Below are 14,990 nucleotides of genomic sequence, written 5' to 3'. Positions count from 1 at the left end.
ATGAGTAAAATTACATACATCGGAGGTAATCTGATTGAAGAAATAGGCGGGTCTTACAAGATTTTCGCCAAAGAGGGCTATGAAATAACGTCAGGGAAAGAGATTATTTTTAATGCGAAAGAAGGGATTAGCTATGGGGAGCCGGAGTTTCCGCCCATGTCTGAACAGCCCATTAAGATTATCGTACAGTTCAGACCGCATAAAGACTGGAAAGGAGAGTTTGGTTTTGACTGGTTTAGATTGGGAGATACCATGCTTTTTCATGATGTCGCATTTAAAGATGTGGTAGCGTATCAGTACTCAGACTACCAATTAACCAAACTTGTGGATAATTCAGATTCTAAAAATGTGAATAAGCACAATGGCTATTTCAAGACGAGTAATGAAATGCTTCAAGAGTTAAAAAAACTGTACAAACCTTTTACCATCCCTTGGAAACAAACAAAAAACGCATCAGGAAAATTGGTTTCAGAAGAGTATTTTATCCCTTGGATGTCGATTTTGAAAGATAAGGAAGCTAAAATTACTTTTTTTGCAGATATAAAAGAAGAAGCCGATTATATAGAATTTCCTCCGTCTGATTATTTTACTTTTACACCCAACAAAATAGCCCTAAAAGGAAAAAAGAAACTCTCTTTAAACGACTTTGATATTACCATTAAATGTATTAAAGAATTTGAAAATGACCAGACTATTGAGCTAAAAGCCCACAAAAAAACAGAAAAAGGAGATACAGAGGCCATTGTAGGAAAAATAAATGTGTGGGCAAATGACGCTTCTAAGCAAAAGGAAAAAAATGTGGTGTTTGTTAAAATAAAAACCCCTGAGATAATTCTAGGTACAGGTACAAATACACCAAATATAAATGATGAAAAACAAGTAATCGATCAATACTTAGGTCAAGCATATATAAAGTTATCAGAGAATTCAGATATTGTATTGTTAGATTTAACAAAAGATAAAGATTTTCTTAATTTTATAACGAATGGCTGCATAGATTATAATAAAAAAAGCCTTTACAGAGATTTGGATGATTATTTAAAAATGAAACTGGAGGAGAGCTATCCTAAAAAATATACATCCCATTTTAAAGCATTCTATTTTGCCGAAAAAGGATATGGAGGAGCATTATCTAACCTCAACGGATACTCAAGACCTAATTCAGATTTTGTAGTTGCATTTTCTACCAAAGATAACCAAACTGTTGTTCATGAGTTTTTACATTCATTGGGATTGGCTCATACATTTACCAATAAAAACAGTGATCATAATGCATTATTTACTTATGATTATGAAAGAACAGATAATTTGATGGATTATGTACCCGATATAGAGAAAAATAAACGCGCTTCTCTTTACTATTGGCAGTGGAAAATTGCTAATGAATCTATAAAATAAATCAATATGAAAAAGCTAATTATTTTATCACTACTAAATATTTTTACACAATGTCAATCTCAAAAAAAAATTACACTTATGACAGATAAATGGTTTGAAAGATTTGATGTTTCAAGATTTAATAAAAATTCTTCTGATAAAACATATTTAATTACAAGTAATACTGGTATTATTCTTCAAGATGATCAATCACCTGGGTATAGAGAAAGAAGTTATAAGGCAAGTTCTTATTTTAAAGTTTACAAATTCTTTTATAATAATGGAAATATTGAAAAAAAAGGCCTTCTTTTTAATGAAGGTTCCCAAATTGGAGTTTGGTATTATTTTGACGAATCTGGTAAATTAATCAAAGAAGAAAATACAGATGAAGGGTATGACTTTAAACCAGAAGATGTGATCAAATACTGTGAAATTCATAAAATAAAGCTTCCAAAAGGATATCAAGATTCTGGTTATCAAACAAGCGTTCAAAAAAGAGAACTCGACGGTAAAAAAGTGTGGGCAATTTCTTATTCAACTACTGTAGAGAGAGAAGATTTCATTGAGGAAATAATTCTGGATGGAAAAACTGGAAAACTTATTCGTAAAAAACAGACCCCCTATATTAATAATTAAGCTTATTCAGACATTTGTTCATAAGTTTTTACATGCTATGGGACTGGCTCATATATGTACTTTTCACAAGAATTGTCGCTTATCAGTATAGTGATTACGAATTCACTAAAATTGTAGATAATTCAAAACCGGATAATCTGAATATGCATAGCGGACAGTTCAAGCCGGATGAAAAAATGCTGAATGAACTGAAAGCACTTTATAAGCCTTATACCATCCCATGGAAAACTACTAAAAATCCTAAAACGGGAAAGGCAAAAGCCGAAGAATATTTCATTCCGTGGTTAAGCATTTTAAAAGATAAAGAGGTGAAAATTACCTTTATCGCTGAGATGAAGGAAGAGGCCGATTATTTAGAGTTTTCTCCATCAGATTATTTTACATTTACTCCCAACAGAATAGATATTAAGGGCAAAAAAAGTGTAGCTTTAGATGAAGAAAACATTATCATAAAATGTATAAAAGAATTTGAAAATGACCAGGCGATAGAGCTAAAGGCTTTTAAAAACAATGCTAAAGGAGAAACCATGGAAGCCATAGCTGGAAATATAAGTGTTTGGGCTAATGATATTTCTAAACAGAAAGAAAAGGATGTGGTTTTTATAGAGATAAAAACGCCTGAAATAAATGGTAAAAAAAATAAACCCATTGTAGATAATGAAAAAGTAAATATTAATCATTATTTAAGACAAGCTTATATAAAATTATCTGATCAATCTGATATAGTAGAATTAGACATATCAACAGATAAAGATTTTTACAATTTTGTGACAAATAACGAAATTGATAAAGAAAAGCGGTTCGGAGGATTAGATTTGGAGATCTATTTGAAAACCAAATTAAAATTGCAGTATGGAGATAAATACAATAATCACTTTAAAGCTTTCTATTTTGCTGAAACAGGGCATAAAGGTAGAGGAGAATCTTTGGGAGGATATTCTGCAGAAAATGCAGACTTTGTAATAGCTTTTGGTAGTAGAGATAATCAAACGGCAGTCCATGAGTTTCTTCATTCAATGGGACTAGGACATACCTTTACCAATAAATATACCGATTCTAAAGCATTATTCACTTATATGTATCAAATGACTGATAACCTTATGGATTATGCGGAATATGAATCTAAAAATAAGCGTCATTCTCTTTACTATTGGCAATGGAAAATAATAAATAATTCAATACAAAAATAATATGAAAAAGATATTGATGTTTCTGTGGTTAAGTATATTTATTCAATGTAAAACGCAAAATACAAATAAAATTATACCAATAGTAGATAATAAGTTTGAGAAGTTTGATATTGAAAAATTTAAAAAAGAATCAATTAGAGGAAGTTATGTTGTTAAAGGAGAAAATTTTATTATTCGGAAAGACTCACAAAATCCCGGCTATTTAGAAGAGTTATATAAAAACGATGATTATTTTATATTAGATAAGTTTTTTTATGAAAATGGTAATATTAGTAAAAAAGGTATTTCCTTTAATAAGGGTTCAGCAATTGGAATTTGGTATCACTTTGATGAAGCCGGAAATCTTATAAAAGAAGAAAATACTGACGAAGGTTACATTTTTACTCCCGAAGATCTTGTAAAATATTGTAAAAAAAATAACATTGAACTTGCCAAAGGTTATCATGAAGGTGATGGTTATCACACCAGTGTGTATAAAAATGACCTCAACGGCAAAAAAGTCTGGAAAATCTCTCATCTTATTTCTTTAAATAAACAGGAAAAGGAAGTAGAACTTATTTTGGATGGACAGACAGGAAAGGTGATTAAAAGAGAAGAGTTTCCTTACGATAGTTATTAATATGAAAAAGATATTAATATTTATTTGGTTAAGTATATTTATACAATGCCAGGTTCAGGAAAAAGATAGTTTTGCAATTCCTGTAGTCAATAGTTCTTCTGAAAAATTTGATATTAAAATTCTAAAACAGAAAAATAGACTTGATACATTTTTTCTTTCATATAATAACGAGAGTACAATTGTAAGACAATTACAAGATCAAAGCTACGGATTTATTGATAGGGTATTTTATCAAAAAACATACTTTACACTTATCAAAAAATATTATCACAATAAAAATATAAAAGATAAAGGTATTTCTTTTAACGAAGGTTCACCGATTGGAATTTGGTATCACTTTGATGAAGCCGGAAAATTGATAAAAGAAGAAAATACAGACAAAGGTTACACTTTTACTCCCGAAGATCTTGTAAAATATTGTAAAAAGAATAATATTGAACTTTCTAAAGGATATCATGAAAGCGAAGGCTATCAAACCAGTGTGTATAAAAGTGAGCTCAACGGCAAAAAAGTCTGGAAAATCTCTTATCTCATTTCTTTCAATAAGCAGGAAAAAGAAGTAAAGCTTACTTTGGATGGGCAGACGGGAAAGGTAATTAAGAGAGAAGAATTTCCTTACGATAGTTATTAATATGAAAAAGATATTAAAATATTCTAGTGTAATAATAACATCTTTAATTCTTGTAAGATTATTCACTGGAATCTACGAAGATGATGAATTTGACGAAAAATATTTTTTCATTAAAAGCTATCCTACTTGGAAGTGGTATTTTTATTCTCCAAGAGGAATGTCAGACCTAAAATTAGAAAATATGTCTAGAGAACAAAAAGAAGAGCAATTAATGTATAATAAAGTTATTCCAGCTAGAGTATTTAGTTTTTAAGTTTTACTAATAAGGTATTAATGAGCATGTGGAGAAATTTTTAAATATTAAAAAAATAAATCCTACAAATTAAATACAACCAGGTGAAAGATTAGAGGGTTGGCTTACAATAATATTTAATAGGTTATTTTGTACTAAAAAATACAAATCATTGTTTATTAGTTAGTTATAAAAATATTAAATTTAAACACTATAAAAAAATGAAACCTCAACCAGTTAATTTCCAAGCCATCATCCAACAAAACGGAGAAATCAATGCTGCGTTTGTAGAATTTCCTTTTTCTACAGAAGAATTATTTGGGAAGAAAGGGCAAGTAAAAATTAAAGCGTTATTTGATAACACGGTTGAATATCGGGGAAGTTTAGCCAAAATGAAATCAGAATGTCATATTTTAGGCTTAACGCAGGATGTCAGAAAGCAATTGGGAAAAACATTTGGTGATGAGGTTTCGGTAAGCGTTATTGAGGATACAGAAGAAAGAATTGTTGAAATTTCGGATGATATTCAATTTATTTTTAATGAAAATCCTGAAGCAAAAGCGCTATTCGACAAAATGAGCTACACGCACAGAAAAGAATATATCCGCTGGATTGAAGAAGCTAAAAAACCTGAAACCAGAGAAAATAGGAAAACAAAAATGATCCAAATGATTTTGGATGGAAAAAAAGGAATTTAAAAACAATAAATAGCTGTTTATAAAAGTCGTAAATCTACTTCAAGATCCTGCTGAACGCCGCCGTTTGTAATAGCAATTATGCCGTCGTGATGCGCAATCGTAGCACCTAAATCATTTCGGGACTCTTTAAAATATCCTTTAGATTCGTAACTCTCATTTCTTTGCCATAGAAATTCTGCCCATAATCCTGTGCTGCTTTCGATCGTTAGAGATTTTAGGGTATTGTTAAAGTCAAACTCCTCGATATTAACGATAAAGCTTTCATGAGCAGTAAATGTTTTTCTGAGAATCTGAATGGGCTGATTGGTATTGATTGTATTCAAGACTTTGGTTTTTCACAAAAATCTTTCTTTAATGCGACAAAACTCGTCGTATTAAAATGGAATATTTAAAAATAAAAAGTTTCGGGGCAGCGAAGCTGCCCCGAAACCCATCAATAAAAAATCTGTTAAGAAATAGGAATACCCAAATATTCCAAATAAGAATCCAGCAAGTTTTTATCAAATACAGGTTCTTCAATTCCCGAACCCTTCAAAAATTCAATAACATTGGAGCAATCCCAGACATACGTATGCTGATAAAGCTCAACGGTAGACAATCCTTCATGCATATTATCTTTAAACAAACTCGTCAGCGGATACAAACGGTTTTTACTGTCGTGTTCCCATTGTTTTCTCCAGTCTTTGTACGAAAGTGGCTGCAGTTCATGTGGATAATATTCCTTAAGCAACGCAAAAAATTCTTCCAATGTTAGATTCGTTTCCGGACTCGCAATTAAATTAAATTTCTTTCCGATAGCGTCTTTATTTTTGGTGATATGTGCCATCGATTTCGTCATATAATCTACGGTGATCAAACCTTCTCTCAACTCCGTTAAAGCAGGATAAGATTTAAACTCAATACAGTTTTTCACCAAACCAGACCACCATTGGTAAGGCGCGCTGGCTCCCGTTTTACTGTGGCACATAGCATAGCCCAAACGGTACGTGATAAGCGGTAATCCTTCTTTTGCCGCCAGATCAGCGATTGCTTCCATCACATATTTACTTCGTACATATCCAATATCTTTACTCACAGAAATAATATTTTGTTCAATATCATCAGATTCCAGCATTACCTTTTTACCGGTAAAAATATGTCCCCAACTATAAACAGAAATCGTGGAAAGCAGAGCTAAACATTTTGTTCTTTCAGCGCCTGCCAAACGGATAATTTCACGTAATCCTTCCACATTGGGAGCTTTCATATAAGAATAAGGTTCAATAAAATTCACAGAACTTCCTGAATGATAAATGAGATCAATGGTTTGGGCTAAATTTTTAAACTGTTCATTCGAAAATCCAAGAGAAGGCAATGACAAATCTCCCAACACCGGAATGATTCTCGATTTTTGCGAAGGATTTTGAGAAATATTATATTGAACGTAGCATTTTTCAATTTTTTCTAATGCGTGAAATTCATCCTGAGCTCTTACCAAACAGTAAATATCTGCACTGGTAGTATCTAAAAGCTCCTGAACTAAATGAATTCCCACAAAACCTGTAACACCCGTTAAGAATATCACTTTAGGATTTTCGAGCTGCTCAGGATCGAAACCTCCGGCGAAAACCGTTCCCGGATTCAGATAAACATCATTTTGAAGTTCTACATACGGTTCCATATCTTCTACAGGAAGTGCTTCTCTTTCTTCTTTTGCTCGGGCAATTAATAAATCAGATAAATGCTGAAGCACAGGATATTGATAAATATCTCTCATATAAACTTTTACATCCAGCTTTTCCTGCATTGCAGTGGCAACAATGGCTACATACAATGAATTTCCGCCAATATCAAAAAAATTATCTGAAATATTAATAACAGGCCGTTCCAGTTCTTCAGCCCAAATATCAGCGATAATTCTTTCGGTTTCATTAGTCGGAGGTTCGTGGGAAACAAGTTCTTTAGCTTGCTGATCTGCCAAATTTTTCAGCATCTGAACGTCTGTTTTTCCGTTCGCTGTAAGTGGAATTTTTTCAATGAAAACAATTTGTGCAGGAATCATATATCCTGGCAGTTCTTCTTTTAATTGATTTCTTATGATGGTAATGTCTTTTTCTACCCCTTCTTTTAACACAACAAAAGCCACCAAGTATTTATTTCCCGAATAATCTTTGGTGATTACCGCAGCGTCTTTCACTTCATTTAATTGAGAAATCGTACGTTCCACTTCACCCAATTCAACTCTGAAACCTCTAATTTTCACCTGATTGTCGATTCTTCCCAAGAATTCAATATCTCCGTTGGCAGACCATCGTACCAAATCTCCTGTGCGGTAAATTTTTTCATTCTCGTTAAAAGGATTGACAACAAATTTCGCGGATGTCAGTTCATCATTATTCAGATAACCTTTAGCCAGCAAAGTACCTCCAATAAACAATTCTCCCGTAGCACCAATAGGCAAAAGTTCCATTTTTTCACCTAAAATATAAGCTTGCGCATTCGCAATAGGTTTTCCTATGGTAGAAACATATTCACCGTTTACATCTTTTATTTTTTTGAAAGTGGAATAAACCGTGCATTCGGTGGGGCCATAATAATCGACTAATTCATAGCTTAATCCGTCTGTAAGAACGGGTTTTAATTTTTCTCCTGCCGTGAAAAGATATTGTAATGGAAGATCATCATATTTTCTGGTTGCCTCCACAAAAGCTGGTGCCAAAACAGTGGGCACAAAACCATGAGTAATTTTGTTTTTACGATAAAAATCGATTAAAGCAGTTACTTCAATGCGCTCTTCACTGTCTGCAATAAAAAGCGTTGCTCCCGAAGTAAGGGCAGACCAAACTTCCCAAACGGAAATATCGAATGCTAAACCTGCGATTAAGGTTAATTTTGATTGATGATTTACCTTAAAATAATCATTATGCCAAGTCACCAAATGCTGAATGCTATGATGGGTGACCATCACCCCTTTCGGATTTCCCGTAGAACCTGAGGTGTAAATGGTATACGCCAACGCATCATTATGAATAATCGGCTCCGGACGTAACGTTGAATAATCTTTTACATCATCGAATGTATTGAAAAAAAATTTCGGAGTAAGTGGCGATAATTGTCGGCCTAAGTTTTCGTTCGTAATAATAAGTTCTGCTTGGGTATCCGAAAGAATAAATTCTACACGTTTTACAGGATAAGCCGGATCTATCGGAACATAGGCGGCTCCGGTTTTCAAAATTCCAACGATGGCAACAATCCACTCCAACGAGCGATCGAGCCATACCGGAACAAAGGAACCTTCCTGAACCCCTTTCACAATAAGGGCATTGGCAATCTGATTGCTCATTTCATCCAATTCCTGATACGTTATTTTCTGATCTTTAAAAACGGCAGCTTCATTAGTTTTATATAAACCTACCTGTGCGTAAAAAAGCGAAATTATTGTACTCTCATGAGGATAGTTCCATGAAGTATTATTAAACTCTTGTAATAGTTTTTCTCTGTCTTGCTGAGATAGCGAAATGGCAGAACTAAATGACAGTTCTGATGAAGTTGTGTTTGGCATTTTAATTAATATTTTGATTGTTAAAAATGATCATAAGAGATAGTCTTTCACAAAATAATAGCGAAAGTAAAAGATCTAAAAAGTTTGATTTTCTTTATAAAGAAAAAGATCTAAATCAAGGGTAGGTGTGGGAGATTTCTATGTGTGTTTTCATATTAGTTTTAGTTTTGTGTAAAGCACTTTATTAAATTGTCACAAATAAATGACATTTAATAAATAAGTATTTTTATTGGTTTTTAATTAAATTTAAGGTAAAAATAAACAACTGTCAATAGTATAATGATTTTATTTTTAAATATTAATCAATTCAGTATTTCAAATTTAACATAATAATATAACACAAACAAGAATTTATATTAAAGATTTTTTAAATTTTCAATATAATTCAGAATCTTATACTATTAATTCCCATAGATCTTCTTACACATTCCAGAACTCACGATCCAGACTTCGATACTGTATTGCCTCAGAAATATGCTCGGACTGGATATTTTCAGAATCTTCAAGATCAGCAATGGTTCTGGCAACTTTCAAAATTCGGTCGTAGGCTCTTGCAGAGAGGTTTAATTTTTCCATTGCCATTTTTATCAAATAAAAAGAAGCTTGATTTAAATTACAATATTTCTCAATTTCTTTAGGCCCGATTTGAGCATTATAGCTGATTTTTAAATCTTTATATCGTTCCTGTTGAATGTCGCGAGCCTTTAAAACACGATTTCTGATATCCTCACTTTTTTCACCTTTTCTTCGTTCTGCCAGTTGTTCAAATTCAACTTTCTGAACTTCAATATGAATATCAATTCGGTCGAGTAGTGGCCCAGAAAGTTTATTCATATACCTTTGCATTTCAAAAGTTGATGAAGTATTATTCGGATCGTCTGGAAAATAACCGCTCGGACTAGGATTCATCGAGGCAACGAGCATAAAACTTGCAGGATAATTTACCGTAAATCGTGCTCGTGAAATCGTAACTTCACGGTCTTCCAACGGTTGACGCATCACTTCGAGAACGGTTCTTTTAAATTCCGGCATTTCATCTAGAAATAAAACCCCATTATGAGCAAGCGAAATTTCACCAGGTTGCGGATAGCCCCCACCGCCGACTAAGGCTACGTCAGATATCGTATGATGCGGATTTCTAAAAGGCCTTATGGTCATGAGTGACGTATTGGTTCCCATTTTTCCCGCCACCGAATGAATTTTGGTGGTTTCCAGTGCCTCTTTCAATGTCAACGGAGGCAAAATACTCGGAACTCTTTTTGCAAGCATAGTTTTTCCACTGCCTGGAGGGCCAATCAAAATGATATTGTGACCTCCGGCTGCGGCTACTTCCATCGCCCGTTTTGCGGTTTCCTGACCTTTAACTTCTGAAAAATCAAACGGAAAATCATTGATTCTTTCCTGAAATTCTTTTCTCGTGTCTAAAATCGTTTTTTGTAATGGTTTTCCTTCATTAAAAAAATCGATCACTTCTTTAATATTTTCAACTCCGTAAACGTCAAGATTATTTACAATAGCGGCTTCCCGTGTATTCTGTTTGGGCAAAATAATACCTTTGAAGCCTTCTTCCCGCGCCTGAATGGCAATCGGCAAAACGCCTTTTATCGGCTGCAAACTTCCATCAAGAGAAAGTTCGCCCATGATGATATATTCATTAATATTTTCCGCGATAATCTGGTCAGAAGCTACCAAAATTCCCATAGCAATGCTCAGGTCATAAGCCGCTCCTTCTTTTCGCAAATCTGCGGGAGCCATATTAATGGTAATTTTCTTTCCGGGTATTTTGTAACCTACGTTTTTTAATGCAGCAGAAATTCTGTAGCTACTTTCTTTAATGGCATTATCGGGTAAGCCTACGAGATGATAGCCTACGCCGCCGGTATCTACATTTACTTCAATCGTGATCGTTTGCGCTGAAACTCCGAAGATGGCACTTCCGTAAATTTTTATTAACATGATTGTGTTTTAATGTAAATGTAATTTATTTTTTTTTATTTGATTTGAATTTGCAAGTGTTTGATAATCTTAATTTTGTAGAATTTAATTTAAAATATTTTTAATTTTAAGCTTAAAGTATTTAAACATAATTTAGAAATAACTAATTGGCGTAAAAAATTTGTTTTCTAGATTATATTAAACTTTTACAAAAGTCTAAGAGTCTGTTTTAAATTTCTAATTTCAATTTTACACAGTGTCATTTTGAGCGAAACGCAGTGGAGTCGAAAAATCTCAAATATCTGAATTTTAAAAGATTCTTCATTTCATAATGCTGCGCAAAATTCCTTTCAGAATGACACAAAAAATTTTAGATAAAATTTTAAACAGGGTCTAAAAAATAAAAAAAGCGTTGAATAATCAACGCTTTCTCCTTTCACTTTTTACTTTTATCCCATTTATAAATCCCGGGAACAGGCTGTATCAAAAAAGGTCGGGGATTTCCCAACCTTTGTATTTTTATACGACTCCTTGAGCTAACATTGCTTCTGCAACTTTCACGAATCCGGCGATATTGGCGCCTTTTACGTAGTTTACATAGCCATCTTCCTCTTTTCCGTAGTCTCTGCATGCTTTGTGAATTCCGATCATGATCTCTTTCAATCTTGCATCAACTTCCTCAGAAGTCCAGTTCAGACGGATAGAGTTTTGTGTCATTTCAAGACCTGAAGTAGCTACACCACCTGCGTTAGACGCTTTTCCTGGAGAGAACAATACTTTGTTGTCTAGGAAATAGTTGATGGCATCTAAAGTTGAAGGCATATTTGCAGCTTCAGTTACACAAACACATCCGTTTTCTACCAAGATTTTAGCATCTTCAAGATCAAGCTCATTTTGAGTTGCAGAAGGGATGGCAACATCACACTTCACTTCCCAAGGGCGTTTTCCAGCGTGGAATTCTGCAGATGGATATTTCTTAGCATAATCTTCAGCTCTGTTGTTTCCAGAAGCTCTAAGCTCTAATAAATAATCGATTTTTTCACCATCGATACCATCTTTATCATAAATATATCCGTCTGGTCCAGAAAGTGTTACCACTTTACCGCCTAGCTCAGATACTTTCTTAATAACTCCCCAAGCTACGTTTCCGAAACCTGAAACAGTTACTGTTTTATCTTTGAACGTTTGTCCGATTGTTTTAAGCATCTGCTCAGCGAAGTAAACAACTCCGTAGCCAGTAGCTTCAGGACGAATTAATGAACCTCCGTACGCCAATCCTTTTCCTGTAAGAACTCCCGTAAATTCATTTCTGATTTTCTTGTATTGCCCGAATAAATATCCGATCTCTCTTGCACCAACACCGATATCTCCTGCAGGAACGTCTGTTTCAGGACCTACATGCTTGCATAGTTCCGTCATGAAAGCTTGGCAAAAACGCATAACTTCCATATCAGATTTACCTTGCGGATCGAAGTCTGAACCTCCTTTACCACCACCCATTGGTAGCGTAGTCAACGAGTTTTTAAACACCTGCTCGAAAGCTAAGAATTTAAGAACTGAAAGGTTTACCGTAGGATGGAAACGAATTCCTCCTTTGTAAGGTCCAATGGCAGAGTTCATCTGAATTCTGAAACCTCTGTTTACCTGGATCTCTCCTTTATCGTCAACCCATGGAACTCTGAAAATAATAATTCTTTCAGCTTCAGCCATTCTCTCAAGAAGCTTCATGCCGGTATATTCCTTTCTTGTCATGATGAACGGAATTACGGTAACGGCAACTTCTTTTACGGCCTGTAAAAATTCCGGTTCGTTCGGGTTTTTTGCCTCAATTTTTGCAATAAACTCTTGTATTTTCTGGTCAATATTATATTGTTCCATATATTAGGGTTGAATATTATTGTCAACAAATTTAATTTTTTTTTCAAAATTCACAATACCTTATTTAAACTTTATTAAAAATTTAATAATAATGTTTCGAAATATTATTAAATTGATAATTTTTATACAAATTTTATTAAAAATTAAAAGTTATCTCTCAAATAATGCAATATTAAGAAATCGTTAATTGTCAAATTGCCGCAAATTGCCTCCCGGAAAATGATTTTACTTTCCCCAAAAGTTCCAACTCTAAAATTATCGGTAAAATTTTGTGAGAAGGCATTGAAATTTTCTCCGCCAAATCGTCTAAACTGATCTGCGGATGAGCTGCAATGGTGGTATATATTAGTTTTTGATTTTCAGTGAATTGAACGGTAATTTCGCTTCGAGGAAATAATTCTTCTATTTTATCTTTAGGTTTATTAAATCCCAAAGAATCGACTAAATCTTTGATCGTTGAAATGGCAGTCGCTTTATTTTGATAGATCAATTGATTGCAGCCTTGACTATATTTATCCGTTATTTTTCCGGGAAGGGCAAAAACTTCTCTGTTATAATTGTTTGCAAACGTCGCTGTGCTGATGGAGCCTCCTCCAAATGCGGTTTCTACAACAATGGTTGCCGGAGAAATGCCTGCTACAATTCTATTTCTTTGGATAAAATTTTCGCGATCCGGTTTTTGAGATGAATTGAATTCGGTGAATAAAGCACCTCCGTTTTCAAGCATTTTTTCTGCCAGCTTTCTATTTTTTGAAGGATAAAAAGTATGGAAGCCATGCGCTAAAACTCCGGTTGTAGGAATTTGATAATGAAGAGATTGTTCGTGAACCTCTTTGTCGGCTCCCAATGCCAAACCGCTTATAGATATGAAGTTTGAATGTTGTGTTTCTTCAAAAAAATCATCGATGAATTGTTTTCCGTAAGGCGTAATGTTTCTTGTACCTACAATACTTACGGCGGTTAGGTTATCATCAAAATTTCCTTTTTGATAGAGAATTGCGGGTGCATCATCGCATTCTTTAAGCAAATTCGGAAGGTTTCCGAGGTGTCGAAGATTGATTTGGATATTATTCTTTTCGCAAAATTCTAATTCCTTTTCTGCAAATTTCAGATGTTCAGGATTTCCGATATCGGAAACGGTTTTTCTGCCGATGCCGTCTACTTTGCTGTATTCTTTTTTAGCGTGATCCCAGACTTCTTTTGCACTTTTGAAGGTGTTTAGAAGTTTATAGAAATTAATATCACCGATAAGATTGCATTCTCGCAAGGCGATGGAGTAAAGATGTTCTTCGGAATACATTTGTGTTCTGTTTTTAACAAATGTAGCAATTTAGTTTTATTTTCTTCTCAATTCTTCCAAATGATCCCAAATATCGTCTCGTTTTTTGTAAGGTAATTCCATAAAATCTTCCGGATGATTTTCCTTGTATTCCTGCCAAAGTTTATCGTCTCTTTCGCTATAATAATTAGGAAATTCCCAGATGTATTTTTTCTTTTTATCACCTACATTTTTAAACATAAAAGCAAGAATACTTCCCACGACTGCACCCGAAAGGTGAGCCTGCCATGAAATTTTACTTGGTTCCTGTAAATTATAGAAAAGTTCTTCAGGAAACATTCCCCAAACCAAACTTCCGTAATACAAAACGACAAGTAACGAAATGGTAAGAAGTTTCATATTCCATTTAAAAACACCACTAAAAAAAAGGAAAAAGGCTAAAACGTAGACTACACCACTGGCTCCGATGGTACACGTGTACATATATTCTCCGGTATGAATATCAATAGGCGGAAGCATCCAAACCAATAAACCTGTTGCCAGCCAGCCGAGAATAAATACCTTATTGGCCACTAAAGGATAAAACTGGTAAAGCAGAAACATTAACGCTGCAATCGGGATAGAATTTCCGATGATATGATCTAAATTTCCGTGTAAAAGGGGAGATGTGACGATACCTAGCAAGCCTTCAGGAACTAAAGGAATGATGGCGCCGAAACAACTATCAAAAAAGCCCTGCGTTTGCAGAAAATACCCGAACCACATCGCTGCTAACATAAGCACCGGGTTGAGGATCGCTTTTTTGGATATTATATTTTTAAACATAGTTTATATATTGGCTTAGAAGATCACAAATCAAAAGCCAATGATAAATTTCGGAAAATTTGGCGATGAATTTCCTTTACGAAATTTTATTTTCAGACAAAAGGTAATGATTTTTATTAGTTTTAAATTTTTAATCAATATTTTGGCAT

General features: G+C 33.9%; 13 protein-coding genes. 7 read left to right on the top strand and 6 right to left on the bottom strand.

What is annotated here, in order from left to right:
• The 7 genes from OXQ85_RS08005 to OXQ85_RS07975 all read left to right on the top strand — a co-directional run bounded on the left by OXQ85_RS08005 (position 1) and on the right by OXQ85_RS07975 (position 5,383).
• Positions 1-1,398 (top strand): hypothetical protein, encoded by a 1,398-nt coding sequence (locus OXQ85_RS08005; RefSeq protein ID WP_267403389.1) that lies wholly within the window; start codon positions 1-3, stop codon positions 1,396-1,398.
• A gap of 6 nt (positions 1,399-1,404) precedes the next feature.
• Positions 1,405-2,013 (top strand): hypothetical protein, encoded by a 609-nt coding sequence (locus OXQ85_RS08000; protein WP_267403387.1) that lies wholly within the window; start codon positions 1,405-1,407, stop codon positions 2,011-2,013.
• Between the two features lie 32 nt (positions 2,014-2,045).
• Positions 2,046-3,203, top strand: a complete 1,158-nt coding sequence (locus OXQ85_RS07995; RefSeq protein WP_267403385.1) for a hypothetical protein — start codon at positions 2,046-2,048, stop codon at positions 3,201-3,203.
• Position 3,204: 1 nt separating this feature from the next.
• A complete protein-coding gene (locus tag OXQ85_RS07990) occupies positions 3,205-3,822 on the top strand; it encodes a hypothetical protein (RefSeq protein WP_267403383.1) in 618 nt (205 codons plus the stop codon).
• A gap of 1 nt (position 3,823) precedes the next feature.
• Positions 3,824-4,453: a hypothetical protein gene (locus OXQ85_RS07985; protein WP_267403382.1), complete on the top strand. Its 630-nt coding sequence runs from the start codon at positions 3,824-3,826 to the stop codon at positions 4,451-4,453.
• Between the two features lies 1 nt (position 4,454).
• Positions 4,455-4,706: a hypothetical protein gene (locus OXQ85_RS07980; protein ID WP_267403381.1), complete on the top strand. Its 252-nt coding sequence runs from the start codon at positions 4,455-4,457 to the stop codon at positions 4,704-4,706.
• A 200-nt stretch (positions 4,707-4,906) separates the two neighbouring features.
• The gene (locus OXQ85_RS07975) at positions 4,907-5,383 is read left to right on the top strand and encodes a YdeI/OmpD-associated family protein (protein WP_267403379.1); all 477 of its coding nucleotides are present in this window, start codon (positions 4,907-4,909) and stop codon (positions 5,381-5,383) included.
• Positions 5,384-5,400: 17 nt separating this feature from the next.
• Here the strand turns inward: OXQ85_RS07975 and OXQ85_RS07970 are convergent, their stop codons facing one another.
• The 6 genes from OXQ85_RS07970 to OXQ85_RS07945 all read right to left on the bottom strand — a co-directional run bounded on the left by OXQ85_RS07970 (position 5,401) and on the right by OXQ85_RS07945 (position 14,841).
• Positions 5,401-5,706 (bottom strand): hypothetical protein, encoded by a 306-nt coding sequence (locus OXQ85_RS07970; RefSeq protein WP_267403377.1) that lies wholly within the window; start codon positions 5,704-5,706, stop codon positions 5,401-5,403.
• A gap of 125 nt (positions 5,707-5,831) precedes the next feature.
• Positions 5,832-8,924, bottom strand: coding sequence for an amino acid adenylation domain-containing protein (locus tag OXQ85_RS07965; protein WP_267403374.1), 3,093 nt, complete (start codon positions 8,922-8,924; stop codon positions 5,832-5,834).
• A gap of 420 nt (positions 8,925-9,344) precedes the next feature.
• The gene (locus tag OXQ85_RS07960; protein ID WP_267403372.1) at positions 9,345-10,880 is read right to left on the bottom strand and encodes a YifB family Mg chelatase-like AAA ATPase; all 1,536 of its coding nucleotides are present in this window, start codon (positions 10,878-10,880) and stop codon (positions 9,345-9,347) included.
• Positions 10,881-11,378: 498 nt separating this feature from the next.
• Positions 11,379-12,737 (bottom strand): NADP-specific glutamate dehydrogenase, encoded by a 1,359-nt coding sequence (gene gdhA / locus OXQ85_RS07955; RefSeq protein ID WP_267403370.1) that lies wholly within the window; start codon positions 12,735-12,737, stop codon positions 11,379-11,381.
• A 190-nt stretch (positions 12,738-12,927) separates the two neighbouring features.
• On the bottom strand, positions 12,928-14,037 hold the full coding sequence (dprA, locus tag OXQ85_RS07950) for a DNA-processing protein DprA (RefSeq protein ID WP_267403368.1): 1,110 nt from the start codon (positions 14,035-14,037) through the stop codon (positions 12,928-12,930).
• Between the two features lie 36 nt (positions 14,038-14,073).
• Positions 14,074-14,841: a rhomboid family intramembrane serine protease gene (locus OXQ85_RS07945; protein ID WP_267403367.1), complete on the bottom strand. Its 768-nt coding sequence runs from the start codon at positions 14,839-14,841 to the stop codon at positions 14,074-14,076.
• Between the last annotated feature and the right edge of the window lie 149 nt (positions 14,842-14,990).

Origin of the sequence: Chryseobacterium sp. GM_Chr_2, assembly GCF_026540445.1 — a bacterium.
In the GTDB taxonomy this organism is placed as follows: Bacteria; Bacteroidota; Bacteroidia; order Flavobacteriales; family Weeksellaceae; genus Chryseobacterium.
The sequence above is the reverse complement of the archived record's forward strand: the minus strand, read 5'-3'. Positions and strand labels throughout refer to the sequence as shown.